Below are 19,506 nucleotides of genomic sequence, written 5' to 3'. Positions count from 1 at the left end.
GGAAGGTTTTCTAGCCAATGACCACAGAGGAGGAAATAATAAATGGCAAAAAAAGGTAAGAGATATAATGAAATATCTCAAAAAGTAGATAAAATGAAAGTTTATACTCCAGAGGAAGCTTTGGAATTAGTATTTGATACAAAAAGTGCAAAATTCGTTGAAACAGTTGAATTAGCTGTAAGACTTGGAGTTGACCCAAGACATGCTGATCAGCAAGTAAGAGGGACAGTTTCGTTGCCACATGGAACAGGAAAAACTGTAAGAGTATTAGCAATTACTTCAGGAGATAACATCCAAAAAGCGTTAGACGCTGGAGCAGATTTTGCTGGAGATGATGAATATATCAGTAAAATTCAAGGTGGATGGCTAGATTTCGATCTAGTTATAGCTACACCTGATATGATGCCTAAATTAGGAAGATTAGGAAGAATTTTAGGAACTAAAGGACTTATGCCTAACCCTAAATCAGGAACAGTTACAACAAACATTGAACAAACTGTAACAGAATTTAAAAAAGGAAAAGTTGCATTTAAAGTTGATAAATTAGGTTCGATTCATTTACCAATTGGAAAAGTTGATTTTTCAAAAGAAGCAATCGTAGAAAACTTTAAAGTTGCATTAAATCAAATTGTTAAATTAAAGCCAGCAGCTTCTAAAGGACAATATTTAAGAACAGTTGCAATCTCATTAACTATGGGACCTGGAATTAAAATTGACCCATTATTAGCAGGAAGTTTTGTTGCTGAATAATAAAAATTAACTATCTCAATCTAAAGAGATAGTTTTTTTATTAAAAAAAATTATTTGTTCAGAATATTTTGATTTTATTATTATTTTTTTAATTATTTTTTAACTAAAAAAACAAAAAAAGTTATTTAAAAACAGAGAAAAATAAGGTATAATAATAGTATTATTATGAAGTAAATTTAGGAGGAAAAAATGAAAAGAATTTTGACGATTTTTAGTGTGATTCTCGCATTGATGTTTATTGTTGCATGTGGAAATAAACCTGCAACAGCGGATCAGGTAAAAGATGGAAAAACTTCAACTGATTCGACAAATTCCAACAAAAGTGTGGCAGTTGTTTATTCAACTGGTGGAAAAGGCGATAAATCTTTTAATGATTCAACTTTTAGAGGACTTGAAAAGGCTAAAAAAGAATTGGGTATAACTTATAGTGAGTATGAGCCAAAAGATCCAAATTCAGAAGCAAAGGATGCACTTACAAGATTTGCGGAAGAAGGACAATATGACTTGATAATTGCAGTTGGATATACAATGCAAGATGCAGTAACTGCAGTAGCTGATGCATTTCCAGAGCAAAAATTTGCAATTATTGATAGTGTAGTTAATGGCAAACCTAACGTAGCTTCGATTACGTTTAAAGAAGAAGAAGGTTCATTTTTAGTAGGAGCTTTGGCTGCAATGATGGATAAAACAGGAACTATAGGATTTGTGGGTGCTGATAATTCAGATTTGATAGCAAAATTTTTTGCAGGGTATGCGCAAGGTGCAAGATATGTAAAACCTGATATTAAAGTTATACCAGTTACAATTGGTGGAACATCAGCATTTAACGATCAAGCTTCGGCAAAAGCTAAAACTGAAACTTTGATTCAACAAGGTGCAGATGTAGTTTATCACGCAGCTGGAGCAAGTGGGCTTGGAGTATTTCAAGCTGTTAAAGAAAAAAATATTTATGGAATAGGTGTGGATTCAAATCAAGACGGTCTATATCCAGGAAATATTTTAACTTCCATGATGAAATATGTGGATAATGCAGTTTTTGATGAAATTAAAACAACTTTAAATGGAAAGTTTGCCGCAAAAGTTCAGACATATGGAATAAAAGAAGATGGAATTGGAACAACAAATTTTGAATTTACCAAAGATAAAATTGGTGAAGAAAATATTAAAAAACTTGAACAAATTAAACAAGATATTAAAAGTGGAAAAATTGTTGTAAAACCAAAAATATAATTATAAAAGTTAAAAAAGCGGGATCTTTTTGGTCTCGCTTATTTTTTTTAAAAATTTAAAACTTTATTTTTTTATTTTAAAAATTAAATAATTAGATAATTTATAGAAAGGAAAAATTATGAGAGTAGTGGATTTGATTGAGAAAAAAAGAGAAAAAGAAGAACTTGCAAAAGAAGAGATTCATTTTTTATTGAGTGAATATTTAAAAGGAAATGTTCCAGATTATCAAATGTCAGCATTTCTGATGGCGGTATATTTTAATGATATGACAAAAGCTGAACTTTTGGAATTTACAACTTTAATGAGAGATTCAGGAGAAATTATAAAATTTGAAAAGATTAATAAATTTTTAGTCGACAAACATAGTACAGGTGGAGTTGGAGATAAAGTAACCGTTGTATTAGCGCCAATACTTGCAGCACTTGGTTTGGCTTCGACTAAATTATCAGGTAAAGGTTTGGGTCATACTGGCGGTACGATTGATAAATTTGAAGCGATAAAAGGGTTCAAATTTTCAAGTTCAAAAGAAGAAGTTGAAAAAATCGCAAGTAAAACTGGAATCGGGCTTATGGGCTACAGCGATAAAATCGTTCCACTTGACAAAAAATTGTATTCGTTAAGAGATGTTACAGCGACAGTTCCAAGTATTCCATTAATTGCAAGCAGTATAATGAGTAAAAAGCTGGCGATTCAGTCAGATGTGATAATTCTTGATGTGAAAGTTGGTGACGGAGCTTTTATGAAAAATATTGAGCGTGCAAGAGAATTGGCAAAAAGAATGATTGAAATTGGGATTGGATTTAAAAGAAAAGTAAGAGCAGTTTTGAGCAATATGGATGAACCGCTTGGATATTCAGTAGGAAATGCGATTGAAATAATTGAAGCGATAGAAACATTGAAGGGAAATGGAGCAAAAGATGTAAAAGAAGTGGTTTATACAATTGCAGCAGTTGCGTTAAAAGCTAAAGGTGTAATAAAAGAATTAAAAGATGGATATAGGAAAATTGATGAAGTGATAAACAGCGGTCTTGCACTTTCAAAATTGAAAGAATTTATAGCTGAAAGCGGAGGCGATGAAAATTTAGTCAATGATTATTCAATTTTACCGGTTGCAAAAGAAAAATTGGAAATTTTTTCCCAAAATAGTGGCTATGTCGCAAAAATAAAAGCTGAAGAAATTGGAAAAGCGGCGATGATAATTGGTGCAGGAAGAGCTACAAAATATGATAAAATTGATCATTCTGTCGGAATAAAGATTTTTAAAAAAGTTGGTGATAAAGTGGAAAAAGGAGAAAAATTGGCAGAAATTTATTATAATGACGAAAAAAATTTAAAAAATTCAAAAGAAATGCTTTTAGATGCGTATGTGTTACAAAATGAAAAAGTTAGCGGGCAAAAAGTGGTGATAGAAATCATTGATTAATTTTATTCGTTACGTATCCTAAAATTCTTAAAGCACTGAATGTTATATTGGACCTAAAAAAATTAAAAAAAGTAATTAAACTTTTATAAAAGTTTTTATATTTAAAAAATTTATTGTGTTGTAAAATTTTAAAATTTATGATAAACTTATTGTGTAAATATTAAAATTTGTAAAAATAAAGAGGGAAATATAACAAGTTTTATAAAATTTAATAGAAGGAGAAAAAAATGAGAATAGGAATTTTGGGGACAGGTTCTTATGTTCCAGAAAAAGTGTTGACAAACGATGATTTAGCAAAGATAGTTGACACTAACGATGAATGGATCACAACAAGAACAGGTATCAAGGAGCGAAGAATAGCCTCTGAAAATGAAGCAACTTCAGATTTGGCATTTTGCGCAGCAAAAAAAGCTATAAATGATGCCGGGATAGATAAAAATGAAATTGATTTGATTATCGTTGCAACAATGACCCCAGATCATTTCACGCCGTCGACAGCGGCGTTAGTTCAAGATAAATTGGGAATAAAAGCTGCAGCTTTTGATATAAGTGCAGCGTGTACAGGATTTGTCTATGCATTTACGACAGGATACAGTTTTATAAAATCAGGGATTTATAAAAAAGTTCTTGTAATTGGTGCTGAAACTATGTCAAGAGTTATGGATTGGAGCGACAGAGGGACTTGTATCTTGTTTGGAGATGGTTCAGGAGCTGTTGTATTAGGAGAAGTGCAAACTGGCGGATTTTGTGCAAGTCATTTGGTTGCGGATGGTTCTGGCGCCTGTGAATTGATTGTACCTGCAGGAGGCTCTAGAAAAGTTGTAACTGTTGAGGCATTGGAAAATAAAGAGACATATTTACAAATGAATGGAAGAGAAATTTTTAAATTTGCGGTAAAAGTATTCCCTGAAAGTGTTGATGATGTTTTAAAACAACAAAATATTACAGCAGACGATATAGATTTATTTATACCACATCAGGCAAATATAAGAATAATTGAGTCAATTGCTAAGAGATTTAAGCAACCGTTAGATAAGTTTTTTGTAAATTTAAATAAATATGGAAATACTTCGGGAGCTTCAATTCCGATTGCAATAGATGAAGCTAGTAAGCAAAATAGACTTAAAAAAGGTGATAAAATTGTAATAACAGGATTCGGCGGAGGACTTACTTACGGTTCAATTTTATTTGAATGGTCAAAATAAAAAAATTATTTTAGAAAGGGTGATGATTATGAACTCAAAAATATTTTGGGGATTAGTAATAGTAATATTGAGTTTACTTCAATTTATTCCTGAAGAAATTCAAAAATATGTTTTTAATTATCAAGTTATATTGATTCTTTTGGGAATTTACTTTGTGTTTAAGAAAAAAGTGCTTGGATGGATTTTTGTAGGAGTGGGAATTTATTCTTATTTATCATTAATTTGGGAAGACTTACCATTTTGGATACTTCTTTTAATATCTGGACTTGTAATTTTAGGACTTGGTGTAAAAGAAACTGTTGACAAAAATAAATTTAACAAATTTCCTAAAAAATCAAAATCTAAAAAAAATGATGAAGAAGAAATAGAAGAAGCAGAAGAAATCAAATAATTAAGGAGAAAATATGTCAAAAATTGCTTTTGTATTTCCTGGTCAAGGAACACAGTATGAAAAAATGGGTGAAGTTTTGTATAACAGTGTGAGCTGTGAAAATAAAAAGATAATAGACAGAGTTTTTGAAAATAATGAAGAAGTGAAAAAAGTTATATTTGAAGGGACAAAAGATGAATTAAAAGATACAAAGTTTGCACAACCAGCAATAGCTTTATTTTCAGTAGTTTTAACAAAATTATTAAAAGAAAAAGGAATAAATCCAGATTTTGTTGCAGGACATAGTTTGGGAGAATATAGTTCGCTGTATGCAGCTGGATTTTTGAACGAAGTTGATACGTTAAAATTGATTTCTGCGAGAGGGAAAATAATGAGCGAGGCTAAAATAGAGGGTTCAATGGCTGCAATTTTAGGATTATCTTCAAATGAAGTGGAAAATATTTGTAATAATATTGATGGAGTAATTGAAGCAGTAAATTATAATGAGCCTAAACAAACAGTTGTTGCGGGAGAAAAAGATGTGATTGAAAAAAGTTTGGAAATTTTCAAGGAAAAAGGGGCTAGAAGAGCATTGCCTCTTGCGGTGTCAGGACCTTTTCATTCGTCGCTTATGAAGCCTGTTGCCGAAATTTTGAAAAAAGAATTTGAAAATTATAGCTGGAATGACGCAAAAACACCAATTGTGGCTAATACTACGGCAAATATTCTGACTTCATCTAATGAAATAAAAAATGAACTTTATAATCAGACATTTGGTCCTGTAAAATGGGTTGATACAATTAACAAACTTAGTGAAAACGGCGTAACAAAAATTTATGAAGTCGGACCTGGGAAAGTCCTTGCCGGGCTTATTAAGAAAATTAATAAAGAAATAGAAGTTGTCAATATTGAAAATGTAGAAAATATTGAAAGTTTATAATTTGTACTAAAAAATTAAGTATTTTTAAAAAAAGTTCTTAAAATAGTTGCAAAATTTAAATTCTTTTGGTATAATAATTTAGAATATTAAAACGGAGGTGGCATTTAATGCTAGATAAAATTAAATCAATAGTTGCTGAACAGTTAGGAGTTGACGAAGATCAAGTTACTGAAGATGCGTCATTTGTTGATGATTTGGGAGCTGATTCACTAGATACAGTTGAATTGATTATGGCATTTGAAGAAGAATTTGATATAGAAATTCCTGATGAAGATGCACAAAAAATTAAAACAGTTAAAGATGTAATGGAATATATTGAATCTAAATAGTTGCTTAGACTTATACTTTTAAGGGGGAGTTCCCCCCTTTTTTTATTGAAAAATTTTAAAAAAAATGTTAAAATGTAAAAGAATAGATAATAATTAAATTATAAATCTAAAATTGATAATAATAAAAATGAGAGGTGTATTGATGAAAAGAGTAGTTATAACGGGAATAGGATTAGTAACGCCATTGGGAACTGGAAGAGAAAAAGCTTGGAAAAATTTATTAGCTGGGGAGTGTGGAATTGATAAAATTACCCAATTTGACAGTTCAAATCATCCTGTGCATATTGCAGCCGAAGTGAAAGATTTTGAGGCAGAAAAGTTTATTGAAAAAAAAGAAATGAAAAAAATTGCTAGATTTTCACAATTTGCAATAGCGGCATCTAAAGAAGCTTTGGAAGATGCAAAACTTGAAATTACAGAAGAAAACGCAGATAGAATTGGGACAATTATTGGTTCAGGAATTGGTGGACTTGATGTGATAGAGCAAGAAGTGGAAAAATTGGTTACAAGAGGACCAAAAAGAGTATCTCCATTTTATATTCCAGCAGCTATTGCAAACATGGCGTCTGGAAATACGTCAATTTACACAGGGGCAAAAGGACCAAATAAAACAGTAGTGACAGCTTGTGCGTCAGGGACAAACTCAATTGGAGATGCTTTCCAGACAATTCTATTAGGAAAAGCGGATGCGATGATTGCGGGAGGAACTGAAGCTACTGTGACACCATCTGGAATTGCAGGATTTGCAAACTTAAAAGCGTTATCAACTAATCCTGACCCTAAAACTGCTTCAAGACCGTTTACTGCGGATAGAGATGGATTTGTATTAGGAGAAGGAGCAGGAGTTTTAATTTTGGAAGAGTTGGAACATGCAAAAGCACGAGGAGCTAAGATTTATGCAGAAGTTGTGGGATACGGAGAAACAGGAGATGCTTATCATATGACAGCGCCATCTGACGGTGGAGAAGGAGCAGCCAGAGCTTTTAAAATGGCAATGGAGCAAGGAAATATAAAACCTGAAGAAGTTGGATATATAAATGCACACGGAACTTCAACTCCGGCAAACGATAAAAATGAAACACAAGCAATAAAAACAGCATTTGGAGAACACGCTTACAAACTTTCAGTAAGTTCGACAAAAGGTGCGACAGGACATCTATTGGGGGGAGCAGGTGGAATAGAAGCTGCATTTTTAGCACTTGCTATTGATAGAGGAATAATGCCGCCTACGATAAATTACGAAAATCCTGATCCACTTTGTGATTTGGATTATGTGCCAAATAAAGCTGTAAAAAGAGATATTGAAGTTGGAATGTCAAGTTCACTTGGATTTGGTGGACATAATGCGGTACTTGCGTTTAGAAAATATAAAGGATAATATTAAAATTTATAGTCAAACTGCTATTTTGTAGTTTGACTATTAATAAGTTAAGGAGGTGGAATGATGCAAAAAGATTCAGAGGAACTTATGAGGAAGATAGGTTATGAGTTTAAAAATAAAAAATATTTGGAGAAAGCTTTGATACATAGGTCATACTCGAATGAAATCGAAAAGACGAAGCGCTATAACAATGAAAAACTTGAATTTTTAGGAGATGCCGTCCTGAATTTAATAACGACAGAATATATTTACGAAAGATATGAAGGAAAAACAGAAGGAGAACTTGCCAAATTAAAAAGTCAAATTATAAGTGAACCAGTATTTTCGTCAATTTCATCCGATATGGAATTGGGAGAATATTTATATTTAAGTAACGGTGAAATTATGTCTGGTGGAAGACACAGAAAATCAATTTTAGGAGATGCGTTTGAAGCGCTAATTGGTGCAATTTTTAAGGATTCTGACTATTATACTGCTAAAGAAGTCGCATTAAAATTTTTACTTAATAAGATAGACAATCTTGAAGAAATCGAAGGAACAGGAGATCATAAAACAATTTTACAGGAAGTTGTTCAAGGAAAATATAAAAAAATGCCAGAATATGTGTTAATTGGAACAAAAGGACCTGATCATGATAAAATTTTTGAAACTTGTGTGAAATGGAATGACGAAGTTTTTGGTGTTGGAGTAGGTAAGAGTAAAAAAGAAGCAGAAAAAAATGCGGCAAAACAGGCACTTGAAAAATTGAGTAAATTAAAAAAATAGGAGAACAATTATGAAAAAAAAAGCTTTGTATCCAGGTAGCTTTGATCCAATAACAAAAGGTCATTTAGATATTATAAGACGTTCTTCAAAATTATTTGACAAAGTGGTAATTGGAATTTTTAAAAATTCTTCAAAATCAAAATCCTGGTTTTCTGATGAAGAAAAAGTTGCGATGATAAAAGAAACTTTAAAAAAAGAGAATATAGAAGCAGAAGTTAAAATTTTCAATGGGTTATTGGTAGATTTTATTTGTCAAGAAAAAGTTGATATTCTAATTCGTGGACTTAGAGCATTGTCAGATTATGAGTATGAGTTGCAGTTTACACTGACAAATAAGACACTTGCAAAAAGTGAATATGAAACGGTATTTTTGACTGCATCAAGAGAATATTTATATTTAAGTTCCAGTTTGGTTAAAGAAGTTGCACAAAATAATGGAGATTTAAGCCATTTTGTGACAAAAGAAGTGGAAGAAAAAATAATAGAAAAAGTGGAATTAATGAGTGAATAAAAAAGTAAGAATATTTAGTTCAATATTCAATGTGTAAAAAAGGGGGTGTGAGTTTTGGCAGTAAAAAAGGAAAAGATGAAATTTATATGTTCAGAATGTGGCTACAGTTCACTAAAGTGGCTAGGGAAATGTCCAAATTGCAATTCCTGGGGAACATTTGAAGAAGAAGTGGAATTAAAAGCATCTAAAAATATAGTATCTCAAGATATTTCCATAAGTAAAATTTCAGAGATAGAAATAGAGAAAGAATTTAGAATGAGAACTTCGTTTGAGGAATTTGACAGAGTTTTAGGCGGGGGACTGATAAAAGGAGAAGTGGTGCTCGTAACAGGAAGTCCTGGAATTGGAAAGTCGACACTACTCCTTCAGTTGTCACAGGAATATTCAAAATTGGGAGCAGTTTTTTATGTTTCTGGGGAAGAATCAGCAAGTCAGATAAAGCAAAGAGCGGACAGAGTAAATGTAAAAAGTGAAAATTTGTACATTGTGAGCGACACAAAAATTGAAAATATCGAAAGTATTATTTTGAAGGAAAAACCTAAAGTTGTTGTAATTGATTCGATTCAGACGATGTATTCACAAAATTTGTCTTCTATTGCTGGAGGTGTTTCTCAAATTCGGGAAACTACGTTAAAAATAATTGAAATTGCGAAAAAAAATGAGATTTCCTTTTACATAGTCGGACATATAACGAAAGATGGAAAATTGGCGGGACCGAAACTTTTGGAGCATATGGTTGATGCCGTATTGCAGATTGAAGGAGAAGAAAATAACTATTACAGAATAATTCGTTCAACAAAAAATAGATATGGGTCAACAAATGAAGTTTCTATTTTTGATATAAAGGAAAATGGAATAAGTGAAGTAAAAAATCCGTCAGATTTTTTTATAAGTGACAGAGATGAAAAAAATATCGGAAGTATAATAGTTCCAGTTTTTGAAGGAAGTAGAGTGTTTTTGTTTGAAGTGCAGTCACTACTTGGAACACCAAATTTTGGAATGCCACGAAGAACTGTGGAAGGATATGACAAAAATAGAGTTGAAATTTTAAGTGCAGTTTTATCACGTTCATTGAAGGTAGATGTAAATTCAAAGGATATTTATATTAATATTCCTGGCGGAATCAATTTAAGTGACAGAAGTTCCGATTTGGCTGTAGTTTTTTCTCTATTGTCTTCAATTAGTGGAAAGCCTGTTAGTCAAAAAATAGCGGCAATTGGGGAGCTGGGGCTTAGAGGAGAAGTGAGGAAGGTTTCGTTTATAAAGAATAGAATAACGGAACTTGAAAAGTTAGGATTCACAGGAGTTTATTTGCCAAAAAGCCATAAAGAAGAGCTGGAAAACGAAGAAAATAATAAATCCAAAAGAAAAATAAAACTAAATTACATCAGTAATATAAGTGAATTAGTTGAAAGGATAAAATAAAATAATGAAAAAATTAACAAACAGAAAAAAAATATTAGAATATATATTTGAAATTATATCACCGGGTTCAAAATTAAGAGAAGCCGTTGGTAGAATCCAAGAAGCAAAACTTGGAGCTTTGATTGTTTTAGGAAATCCTGAAGAGTTAAAAGATGTTATGGGTGGTGGATTTGAATTAAATGCCGAGTATTCTCCGCAAAGAGTCTACGAGCTTTCCAAAATGGACGGTGCAATAATTTTATCTGAAGATATTGAAACAATTTATGGTGCGAATATCCAGCTGCAGCCAAATTATAATATAGAGACTGATGAAAGCGGTACACGGCATCAGGCAGCACACAGAATAGCACAGCAAAAAGGGAATCTGGTAATAACAGTTTCTGAAAGACGAAATAAAATAACGGTATATTTGGGGAAATTCAGATATTTGTTAAATGATATAGGCGGTTTATTTACAAAAGCTTCCCAAGCGATAACGGCACTTGAAAAATATTCTGTAAACATTGAAAAAATTCGCACTAATTTATCTATTTTGGAATATGATAATACAGTTATGTTATTTGATGTTATTGAATGTTTTAGAATGTATGGACTTTTTTTTAGAATGTCTGAAGAGCTAAAAGAATATATGTCTGAGCTAGGGACTGAAGGCAGGCTTATAAAAATTCAATATGAGGAAATTATGCTCAATAAAAATGAAAGTTTTGAAGCACTCATAAGAGATTATCAAAAAGGTTGCGTAAAAATTGAGAAAATTGTAAATAAAGTAAAAAATTTGACAAAAGAAGATTTGTTAGATGATGAAAAAATTTTAAATCTATTGGGATATGACATTAACGTTATTAATTTAGATGAAAAGATTGAGCCAAGAGGATACGGGCTATTAAACAATATTTCAAAAATTACTAAAAAGGATAAGGAAACTTTGATAAAAGAATTTTCAGGAGTACAGTCTATTTTGGCGGCTTCTGTTCAAGAGGTAACAGAACTAAAAGGCATAAGTAAATTTAAAGCGCTTCATATTAGTAAAGCTCTGAGAAGAATAAAAAATAAAACTGCTTTGGACAGGGAATAAATTAATTTAAGAAAGTGAGAAATAAATGAAACAAAAAGAAAATAGGGTTACAGTGGGTGGACAAGCCGTTGTGGAAGGTGTCATGATGAGAGGTCCTAAAGCAATTGCAACAGCGGTGAGAAAACAGGACGGAAGTATTGTCTACAAAAAAAGAATTTTGACAGAAAATAATAATAAATGGGTAAAAATTCCATTCATAAGAGGAATTATTTCCCTTTATGACGCAATGTTTATAGGGACAAGTGAGCTTATATTCGCATCAAATCAAGCTGGACTTGAAGAAGAGGAGTTAAGCGACAAACAAATTGGTTTTACAATTTTAATATCAGTCCTAGTAAGTATTGCAGTATTTATGTGGTTGCCATCAGCAGTCGGAGGATTTTTATTTCCTTCAAATATTGTGATGCAAAATTTAACAGAAGCTATTATAAAATTATTATTGTTTTTGGGATATATTTTTGGGATCTCGTTTTTAAAAGATATAAAAAGAGTATTTGAATATCATGGGGCGGAGCACAAAAGTATAATGAACTATGAATTACACAAAGAGTTAACGCCAAAAAATGCAAAAGTTTGCACAAGATTTCATCCAAGATGTGGAACAAGCTTTTTGCTTCTTGTAATGCTTGTAAGTATAATAGTTTTTTCGCTGGTAGATTTTATTTTGCCAATGCCAAAGGGAAATCATCTATTTATGGTGCTTTATAAATTGATTACAAGAGTACTCTTTGTGCCATTTGTTGCAGGAATTTCATATGAGTTCCAAAGATGGTCAAGTTTTCATTTAGATAACATCTTTGCAAAAATGATAGCAATTCCTGGAATGTGGCTGCAAAAAATTACAACCAGAGAGCCAGATGAAAGTCAACTTGAAGTGGCAATTGTTGCGTTAAAAGTGTCACTTGGAGAAGAAGTTAACAATGCGACTGAAGTATTTGTGGAAAAAAAATAAGATAAAAATTCAGGAATAACTAAATTCCTGTTTTTTTTAAATAAAAAAATTTTTAGGAATTTTTGATTTTTGGGGTATAATATAAGTATTAAGAAATTTATTTATTGGGAGGACATACAGGTGATACATAATACGAAAGAATTGGTTAATATTCAAGAGAAATTTTTGGATATGGAAGTAAAAAGTTTTGGAAGAGAAGTTATTGAATTTATTGATGACAGCGTAAGTACATTTCATGTTGTAAAAAATTGTTCTGATATTTTAGAAGAAAATAAATTTTTAAGACTTATGCCACAAGAAAAATGGAAATTGAAAAAAGGTGGAAAATATTTTTTTAAAAAGTCAAGCTCTACAATAATAGCATTTACAGTGGGAAAAAACGTTGATATAAAAAAAGGATTTAAAATATTTGCGGCACATACGGATTCGCCTTGTTTTAAAATTAAGCCGAATCCTGAAATGATAACAGAAAATATATTAAGATTAAATACAGAAGTTTATGGAGGTCCAATTTTAAATACTTGGTTTGATAGACCGCTATCTATTGCAGGAAGACTTATTGTAAAAGGAGAAAATATATTTGCACCAAAAACTATAAAAGTGAAAATAGATAAGCCAGTTATGACAATACCAAATTTAGCAATTCATCAGAATAGAGAAGTTAATAATGGAGTAAAAATAGACAGACAAAACGATGTCTTGCCAGTGCTTTCTCTTATAAATGAAAAATTTGAAAAAGAAGAATTTCTCACAAAATTGATTTTGGAAAATGTTGATGTGAGAAAAGAAGATATTCTTGATTTTGACTTGTATGTTTATTGCTGGGAAAAAGGTTGCCTTTTGGGTGCAAACGAAGAAATGATTTCTTCGCCTAAAATTGATAATTTGGCTTCAGTTTACACGGGACTGCTTGGACTTTTTGAAGCCAGTAAAAATGAGGATAGAATTAATGTATTTGTCGCATTTGATAATGAGGAAATTGGAAGTGCAACAAAACAGGGAGCTGATTCCAATTACTTGTTAAATACGTTAGAGAGAATTGCTTTGACATTGGGACTTGATAGAATTGAATTTTTACAAATGATTGAAAATTCTTTTATGCTTTCAGCTGATGCAGCACACGCTGCACATCCCGCACATATTTCCAAAACAGATCCAACAAACCGTGGAAAAATGAATGAAGGTTTATCTGTGAAAATAAGCGCAAAACAGAGATATACATCGGATGCCTATTCAATTTCTGTGATTAAGCAATTGGTCGAAGGAACCGATATAAAAATTCAAAATTTTGTAAATGAATCAAATGAACCTGGTGGCTCGACAATTGGTCCAATTTCTGCAACTCACTTGGGAATAGATTCAGTGGATGTTGGAGTCCCTATGCTTGCTATGCATTCGGCAAGAGAAGTATGTGGAGTTTATGATGTTTTTTTTCTAAAAGAATTAGCAAAAGAATTTTTTTCAAAGGGATAAAAGTAAATTTTGAAAATAAAAAAATTAAAATAAAAATTAGGAGTTGATTGATACGATATTTTTGGATAAAGTGCTAGTTTATATTGCACACAATATGGATAAGCCACGAGATTTTATTGAAAGCGATTTGGAATTTATTATAAAACAAAGCATTTTACATTATTTTGTTAATGACAGGAAAGTTGATTTAAAAGATCTTTCAGATTTTACGGTAACATTGGTTATAGATTTTTACGATGATGAAATAAATAATAAAACAAAATTAGTTGTAGAAGAGTATATGTTTGAAATAAGTTATCTTGGGGAAGTGGTGTTAAGAACACTAAAATTGGGAAATAATTATGAGCATTATGCGAGGGAGGATGTATTGGATCTTGAAAAAGAAATAGATTTATTTTTAAATGGAATAGGGATTCCGAAAGAAAAGAATAATATTTAAAAAATAAATAGGTAATTCACAGTAAAGTGAGATGCCTATAATTTTTTTTAAGAACTGTTTCATGACGGTTTCATAAAACAGTCCTTTATCCTATGAATATCGTTATCACCGAATTTTTATGACTTTTATTAGATAAGTAAAAATTTTTTCATAAATCTCTAAAATATATATTAAAATAACTATAAATTTCAGACGCTTTCAAAAATTTTATTAAAAATATAAATTTATTATTTCAAGAATTATTTTTTTCTGATTTCAATTATCTTTTGTGCTAAATCAAAGGGAACTTCTTCATATTTTAAAAGTTTCATTTCAAAATATCCCTTTCCTTTTGTCATCGATTTTAAATCGGTTGCATATTTAAATGTTTCGGCCATTGGAATTTCAGCTGTAATTTTTTGCTTAGTTGATTTATGAGTGTCCATACCGATGATTTTTCCACGCTTTTTGTTAATGTCCCCCATTATATCCCCGATACAGTTTTCTGGCACAAAAATTGTAAGTTCCATAATTGGTTCGAGCAAAGTCGGTTTAGCTTCAAGCATTCCTTTTTTAAAAGCTAAATTTGCTGCAATTTTAAAAGCCATTTCTGAAGAATCCACATCGTGATAAGAGCCATCATACAAAACTGCTTTTATATTTGTGACAGGATAATCCGCTAAAACTCCGTGGGCAAGTGATTCTCTTAATCCTTTTTCAACAGCTGGAATATATGATTTCGGCACCCTTCCTCCAGTAATAGTTTCTTCAAATACAAAATGTTCATCGCAAGGAGAAAATTTGATAAGCACATCTCCATATTGTCCGTGTCCTCCCGATTGCTTTTTATATTTTCCTTGAACATCCGAATTTCCTTTAATAGTTTCACGGTATGGCACTTTTAAGTCAACTGTTTTTATATCAACTCCGAATTTAGATTTTAGTTTTTCAATCAATGTGATGGAATGCAGTTCTCCTTGCACTCCCAAAATAGTTTGCTTAGTTTCCATATCCCTTTTCCAAGAAAAAGACGGATCTTCTTCCATAAGTTTGTTAAGTCCAGTCGACATCTTTTCATCATCGTTTTTATTTAGTGGTTCTATTGCAACCAAAAGTTGAGCTTTTGGAAAAGTGATATTCTTTTGTGCAGTTTCATTTTTATCAGTTGAAAGTGTATCTGAAGTTTGAGCATGTTCGAGTTTCGTTAATAAAACAACATCTCCACAGACTCCTTTTTTTAAAATTTCCATTTTTCCAGCCACATTTGTTCCAAGTTTTCCAATTTTTTCATTTTTTTTCTTATTCAAATTATAAATTTCTGAATCAGGTTTTAGCTCTCCAGATAAAACTTTTGCATAAGAAACTTTTCCCAAAAATGAATCAATTATTGTTTTAAAAATTTGGCAAGTAGTTTTATCTTTTTTAGCATCAACTTTTGGATTGTCCATTGGTTCTGGCAAATAATCTCTTATCATGTCAAATGTTGTGTGAAGTCCGATGTTTTTTGTAGTTGAACCGCAAATAACAGGAATTACGCTGCAATCTAGTACACCTTTTCTAAGTCCAGCGTGAATTTCATTTGTAGTAAATTCTTCTCCATTAAAATATTTTTCCATCAATTCTTCACTTGTTTCAGCAACCGCTTCCAAAAGCATCTCACGAATCGGCAAAATCTTGTCGTCCATATCAGTTGGCATATCTGCATTGACACATTCAGAGCCATTATATTCACGGGCGAACATATCCACAACATTTATATGTCCCTTGAAATTAGCGGCAACTCCCCAAGGTACATGAAATGGTGCGATTCTTTTACCATATTTTTTTCGCAATTGCAAAAGAATCTTTTCGTAGTCAGCTTTTTCACTGTCAATTTTATTCACAAATATGAATCGTGGGATGTTTCGGCTATCAGCAAGTTCAAGAGCAGTTTCAGTTCCGACAGATAAGTCAGCCGTTCCGTCAACTGTGATAATTGCTCCATCACACGCTGCAAGTCCAGATTCAAGTTCCCCGAAAAAATCAACATATCCAGGCACATCAAAAAAATTAAATTTGAAAGATTGATATTCAATTGCATGTAGGGCAAGAGAACTACTTATTTTAACATTATCGCTAGAATTAGGAATTTTATTTGTAAGTTTTGCCGTAAATTCAAGAGCGGAAGTCATATTACTTTTTCCAGCACCGCTTTCTCCCAATAAAGCAATGTTTCTAATGTTATTGCCATCATATATTCTCATAATTTTCTCCTCTCAATTAACAATTTTTTGCTAATATAAATAAAAATTTAATTCTCTATACTAAATTTTAACTTGAAATACGAAAAAAACAAGAGATAAATTAAAAAAAATCTTATGATTTTATATTTTTTAATTTTTTTATAAGTAAAACAAAATCTAAAAATAGTATACTTACAGTGAAATTAAAACTAAAAAGATGTAAAGAATTCATTAAAAAAAGAGAGGAGCAAAATATGGATGTTAAAGAATTTAAAGATTTAGTGGAAATAGAAAGTAAAGAAACGAATGAAAATAATCAAAAAGTTGGAACGAGAGAAGAAATTTTAAAAAGTCTTAAAGGTCTAATGATTAGCAATGGAGCGATAATTTTTGATAAAGAAAAAGAAAAAAATAAAGAAGAAAAATTTTTTAAATCTTATTCTGGGAAAGAAACTGTAAATATCATTATTTCTGGAAAAACTGGAGTTGGAAAAAGTTCGCTAATTAACTATATTTTTGGAAAAGAAGTTGCTAAAATTGGAGTTGGAATGCCAGTAACTCAAGAAATAAAATGTTATCATCTGGAAAAAGACAATGTAAATTTATACGACACAAAAGGAATTGAAGCGGAAGACTATGAGCAGACATTGGCAAATATTCAAGATTTTTTGGATGAAAAGCAAAAGTCTAAAGATGAAAATGAGCATATCCACATCGCTTGGCTTTGTATCAGCGAAAAAAGCGGCAGAGTTGAAACGGCTGATGTAAGACTTTTGGATATTCTTGAAAATTGTGGAATCCCAACGATTGTTGTATTTACAAAAAGAGATACTTTGAAGGAATCTGAATTTGTGAAAAAAGTTATTGATGAAAAAATGCTCGAAAAAGCAAGAGCATTTGTGAGAGTTCGAAATGTTAAAGAAATGTTTGAAATTGATGATGAAATAGTAGTTTTAAATCCAAAAGGCGCACAGGAACTGTTGCACGAAACATATAAATATATTTCAGAAGGCAGACAAAACGCAGTAAAAAAAGCTCAAACTATAATTTTAAAAGAACGGCTTGAAACAATGGCAAAAGAAGCTGCTGATGCGACAAATAAATATGCTTTTCTTGCAGCTGGAATCGGAGCAACACCGTTACCATTTCCAGATTCAATAGCTCTTGCGGCGTTACAGACAAAAATGATAATTGATATAAATACAATTTATCGTGTAGACGCAGGAACTCACACTTTTACCGACATTGCGGCGGCACTAATTTCAATAACAGGTATAGCGCAAATTGGAAAATTGGCTGCAAATTTGTTAAAAATTATTCCAGTTATTGGCTGGGCTGCAAATGGAGCGGTTGCTGGAAGCATTACAGGAGCAATTGGATTAGGTTATTCAGAATATTTAAAAAATAATGTGAATAATGAAACTGGAGAAATTATTTTAGACTTAGATGACTTGAAAGAAAATTTCTTAAAATATTTTAATGAATTTAAAAATATGAAAATATTAAATAAAAATGTTAAATAGAAAATAGAAAGAAAAATAAAAAGAAAAAAGGGAGAAAGATGAAGCGGATATTTATTTCATTTTGCCGGAGCAATGACAAAAATATTATAGAAAAATTAATAAAAAATGTAACAAAGTCAGATTTTATTCATTGTGAAATGATAGTCGGAAATACAGTCTATGATTATTCAGAAAATTTGAATAAAGACGGGAAAATGAAATGGTATCTGCCAAATCGTCTGGAAACAAGGACATATTTAGAAAATCGAGCAGAAATTTTTGAAATTAATTTTCCAGAAGGAGAGTTTGGAAAAATCCAAAATTTTGTGGAAGAATATTTTGAGAAAAATAATTATGATAAAAATATGAAAGTTTTCACAATCGGAGATTTTGGTTTTGGAAATGAAAAGTATGTGAAGGGAAGTTTTAGTAAAAATATGACTATTTGTTCAAATTTTTGTTTTGAAGTTTTAAAATATATTGTGAAAAACTATTATGCGAATAATCAAAAATTTAATGAAAAAATTGATAAAATACAGAAAAAGTATGATGAAAAGCGGGAGTATATTACGCCAGGGTGGTTGTTTGAAATGGGGGAGATGATGAAAATATGGAATTGAATATAAAAAGGATTAAGGAATCTGATTATCAAAAAATTTTTGTTTTGACGGATATTCACGGAAGATTTGATCTATTTAAAAAGATGATAAGAAAAATCAAATTAAAAAAGAAAGATTTGCTATTGATTCTTGGAGATAGTTGCGATAGAGGGGAATTTTCTTTTGAGTTGTACAATTGGTATAAAAAGATGATTCAGAAAGGTTACAATATCATTCATTTAATGGGAAATCACGAAAATATGCTTTTCAAATCAAAAGATGATGAAACTTATCGTTTAAATTGGGTATATAATGGCGGAAATAAAACAATAAAATCATTTTTTAAACATCAAAATAAAGTAAAAACAATTAATGAATATTGGAAAAATGATAAATTTTATGAAGAAGAATGGCTATTTAATTTTATTGGGGAAATGCCACACATTGCTGAAAGTGAAAATTATTTATTTGTTCATGCGGGAATTGATTTTTCTAAAAGTTTAGAAAATCAAGAAATTAAATATTTATTGTGGACTCGAGATGATTGGTACAAAAAAAATAATACAGCAAAAACCGTATATTACGGACATACACCACAAGAAGATATAACTGTCGAAAATAATTGTATAAATCTGGATGCTGGATGTTTTTTTACTAATGTTTTAAGATGTGTTGAGTTGAAGGAAGAGAAATTATATGTTTTAAAGAATAATAATGTTAAAATAGAAAAATTTGATATAAAAAGAATAAAAAAGAAAATAACTGAAGAAAGAAAAAAAGAATATGAAAAATTGATTGAGGATTATAAAGAATATATAATGGATTTAGAAAATAAAACAGATAAGACAAAAAAAGATAAAAAAAATTTGTTAGAAGTTAAAGAAAATCTTAAAAAATTGATTGATTTAAGAAGAATATTAGAAAAATAGGAGGATA

19 protein-coding genes are annotated in these 19,506 nt (G+C 30.9%); 18 read left to right on the top strand and 1 reads right to left on the bottom strand.

Translation table 11 applies throughout. The annotated features are described in order from the left end of the window. The first annotated feature begins 42 nt into the window (after positions 1–42). From rplA to BCB68_RS10240, 15 genes are all read left to right on the top strand, one after another. Positions 43–750 carry a 50S ribosomal protein L1 gene (gene rplA / locus BCB68_RS10310; RefSeq protein WP_094080697.1) on the top strand — a complete coding sequence of 236 codons (708 nt, stop codon included), beginning with the start codon at positions 43–45 and terminating at the stop codon, positions 748–750. 189 nt (positions 751–939) lie between these two features. Then, the gene (locus tag BCB68_RS10305) at positions 940–1,980 is read left to right on the top strand and encodes a BMP family lipoprotein (protein WP_094080696.1); all 1,041 of its coding nucleotides are present in this window, start codon (positions 940–942) and stop codon (positions 1,978–1,980) included. A 118-nt stretch (positions 1,981–2,098) separates the two neighbouring features. Further along, positions 2,099–3,403, top strand: coding sequence for a thymidine phosphorylase (locus BCB68_RS10300; protein ID WP_094080695.1), 1,305 nt, complete (start codon positions 2,099–2,101; stop codon positions 3,401–3,403). A 227-nt stretch (positions 3,404–3,630) separates the two neighbouring features. Beyond that, entirely contained in the window at positions 3,631–4,608 is a 978-nt protein-coding gene (locus BCB68_RS10295) for a beta-ketoacyl-ACP synthase III (protein WP_094080694.1), read from the top strand. A 28-nt stretch (positions 4,609–4,636) separates the two neighbouring features. After that, entirely contained in the window at positions 4,637–4,999 is a 363-nt protein-coding gene (locus BCB68_RS10290; protein ID WP_094080840.1) for a hypothetical protein, read from the top strand. A 13-nt stretch (positions 5,000–5,012) separates the two neighbouring features. Beyond that, positions 5,013–5,918, top strand: a complete 906-nt coding sequence (gene fabD / locus BCB68_RS10285; RefSeq protein WP_094080693.1) for an ACP S-malonyltransferase — start codon at positions 5,013–5,015, stop codon at positions 5,916–5,918. Between the two features lie 107 nt (positions 5,919–6,025). Continuing rightward, on the top strand, positions 6,026–6,247 hold the full coding sequence (gene acpP / locus BCB68_RS10280; RefSeq protein ID WP_094080692.1) for an acyl carrier protein: 222 nt from the start codon (positions 6,026–6,028) through the stop codon (positions 6,245–6,247). A 142-nt stretch (positions 6,248–6,389) separates the two neighbouring features. After that, positions 6,390–7,625, top strand: a complete 1,236-nt coding sequence (fabF, locus tag BCB68_RS10275; RefSeq protein ID WP_094080691.1) for a beta-ketoacyl-ACP synthase II — start codon at positions 6,390–6,392, stop codon at positions 7,623–7,625. Between the two features lie 63 nt (positions 7,626–7,688). Beyond that, positions 7,689–8,393: a ribonuclease III gene (rnc, locus tag BCB68_RS10270; RefSeq protein WP_442915274.1), complete on the top strand. Its 705-nt coding sequence runs from the start codon at positions 7,689–7,691 to the stop codon at positions 8,391–8,393. Positions 8,394–8,403: 10 nt separating this feature from the next. Beyond that, positions 8,404–8,904 carry a pantetheine-phosphate adenylyltransferase gene (gene coaD / locus BCB68_RS10265; RefSeq protein WP_094080689.1) on the top strand — a complete coding sequence of 167 codons (501 nt, stop codon included), beginning with the start codon at positions 8,404–8,406 and terminating at the stop codon, positions 8,902–8,904. A 75-nt stretch (positions 8,905–8,979) separates the two neighbouring features. After that, entirely contained in the window at positions 8,980–10,329 is a 1,350-nt protein-coding gene (radA, locus tag BCB68_RS10260; RefSeq protein ID WP_172826488.1) for a DNA repair protein RadA, read from the top strand. A gap of 4 nt (positions 10,330–10,333) precedes the next feature. After that, the gene (gene disA / locus BCB68_RS10255) at positions 10,334–11,404 is read left to right on the top strand and encodes a DNA integrity scanning diadenylate cyclase DisA (RefSeq protein ID WP_237048640.1); all 1,071 of its coding nucleotides are present in this window, start codon (positions 10,334–10,336) and stop codon (positions 11,402–11,404) included. Between the two features lie 25 nt (positions 11,405–11,429). Then, positions 11,430–12,356 carry a DUF1385 domain-containing protein gene (locus BCB68_RS10250; RefSeq protein ID WP_094080686.1) on the top strand — a complete coding sequence of 309 codons (927 nt, stop codon included), beginning with the start codon at positions 11,430–11,432 and terminating at the stop codon, positions 12,354–12,356. 120 nt (positions 12,357–12,476) lie between these two features. Then, on the top strand, positions 12,477–13,829 hold the full coding sequence (locus BCB68_RS10245; protein WP_094080685.1) for a M18 family aminopeptidase: 1,353 nt from the start codon (positions 12,477–12,479) through the stop codon (positions 13,827–13,829). 43 nt (positions 13,830–13,872) lie between these two features. Then, positions 13,873–14,268 carry a hypothetical protein gene (locus BCB68_RS10240; RefSeq protein ID WP_237048639.1) on the top strand — a complete coding sequence of 132 codons (396 nt, stop codon included), beginning with the start codon at positions 13,873–13,875 and terminating at the stop codon, positions 14,266–14,268. Between the two features lie 239 nt (positions 14,269–14,507). Here the strand turns inward: BCB68_RS10240 and BCB68_RS10235 are convergent, their stop codons facing one another. Further along, positions 14,508–16,490, bottom strand: a complete 1,983-nt coding sequence (locus BCB68_RS10235; RefSeq protein ID WP_094080684.1) for an elongation factor G — start codon at positions 16,488–16,490, stop codon at positions 14,508–14,510. 233 nt (positions 16,491–16,723) lie between these two features. Here BCB68_RS10235 and BCB68_RS10230 point away from each other — a divergent pair, with 233 nt between their 5' ends. The 3 genes from BCB68_RS10230 to BCB68_RS10220 are packed head-to-tail and all read left to right on the top strand — an operon-like array spanning position 16,724 to position 19,499. Continuing rightward, on the top strand, positions 16,724–17,992 hold the full coding sequence (locus BCB68_RS10230) for a YcjF family protein (protein WP_094080683.1): 1,269 nt from the start codon (positions 16,724–16,726) through the stop codon (positions 17,990–17,992). 38 nt (positions 17,993–18,030) lie between these two features. Further along, positions 18,031–18,591, top strand: coding sequence for a hypothetical protein (locus tag BCB68_RS10225; protein ID WP_094080682.1), 561 nt, complete (start codon positions 18,031–18,033; stop codon positions 18,589–18,591). Then, a complete protein-coding gene (locus tag BCB68_RS10220) occupies positions 18,582–19,499 on the top strand; it encodes a metallophosphoesterase (protein WP_094080681.1) in 918 nt (305 codons plus the stop codon). The genes BCB68_RS10225 and BCB68_RS10220 overlap by 10 nt, the downstream gene beginning before the upstream one ends. Positions 19,500–19,506: the final 7 nt, after the last annotated feature.

Source organism: Leptotrichia sp. oral taxon 498 (assembly GCF_002240055.1).
GTDB classification, from domain to species: Bacteria; Fusobacteriota; Fusobacteriia; order Fusobacteriales; family Leptotrichiaceae; genus Leptotrichia; species Leptotrichia rugosa.
The sequence above is the reverse complement of the archived record's forward strand: the minus strand, read 5'-3'. Positions and strand labels throughout refer to the sequence as shown.

Coding starts and splice junctions, on each gene's coding strand:
- coaD (WP_094080689.1), top strand. CDS start 8,404: ATGAAAAAAAAAGCTTTGTATCCAGGTAGCTTTGATCCAATAACAAAA.
- BCB68_RS10290 (WP_094080840.1), top strand. CDS start 4,637: ATGAACTCAAAAATATTTTGGGGATTAGTAATAGTAATATTGAGTTTA.
- BCB68_RS10300 (WP_094080695.1), top strand. CDS start 2,099: ATGAGAGTAGTGGATTTGATTGAGAAAAAAAGAGAAAAAGAAGAACTT.
- radA (WP_172826488.1), top strand. CDS start 8,980: ATGAAATTTATATGTTCAGAATGTGGCTACAGTTCACTAAAGTGGCTA.
- BCB68_RS10250 (WP_094080686.1), top strand. CDS start 11,430: ATGAAACAAAAAGAAAATAGGGTTACAGTGGGTGGACAAGCCGTTGTG.
- BCB68_RS10225 (WP_094080682.1), top strand. CDS start 18,031: ATGAAGCGGATATTTATTTCATTTTGCCGGAGCAATGACAAAAATATT.
- rplA (WP_094080697.1), top strand. CDS start 43: ATGGCAAAAAAAGGTAAGAGATATAATGAAATATCTCAAAAAGTAGAT.
- fabF (WP_094080691.1), top strand. CDS start 6,390: ATGAAAAGAGTAGTTATAACGGGAATAGGATTAGTAACGCCATTGGGA.
- BCB68_RS10235 (WP_094080684.1), bottom strand. CDS start 16,490: ATGAGAATATATGATGGCAATAACATTAGAAACATTGCTTTATTGGGA.
- fabD (WP_094080693.1), top strand. CDS start 5,013: ATGTCAAAAATTGCTTTTGTATTTCCTGGTCAAGGAACACAGTATGAA.
- BCB68_RS10230 (WP_094080683.1), top strand. CDS start 16,724: ATGGATGTTAAAGAATTTAAAGATTTAGTGGAAATAGAAAGTAAAGAA.
- acpP (WP_094080692.1), top strand. CDS start 6,026: ATGCTAGATAAAATTAAATCAATAGTTGCTGAACAGTTAGGAGTTGAC.
- disA (WP_237048640.1), top strand. CDS start 10,334: ATGAAAAAATTAACAAACAGAAAAAAAATATTAGAATATATATTTGAA.
- BCB68_RS10220 (WP_094080681.1), top strand. CDS start 18,582: ATGGAATTGAATATAAAAAGGATTAAGGAATCTGATTATCAAAAAATT.
- BCB68_RS10295 (WP_094080694.1), top strand. CDS start 3,631: ATGAGAATAGGAATTTTGGGGACAGGTTCTTATGTTCCAGAAAAAGTG.
- BCB68_RS10305 (WP_094080696.1), top strand. CDS start 940: ATGAAAAGAATTTTGACGATTTTTAGTGTGATTCTCGCATTGATGTTT.
- rnc (WP_442915274.1), top strand. CDS start 7,689: ATGATGCAAAAAGATTCAGAGGAACTTATGAGGAAGATAGGTTATGAG.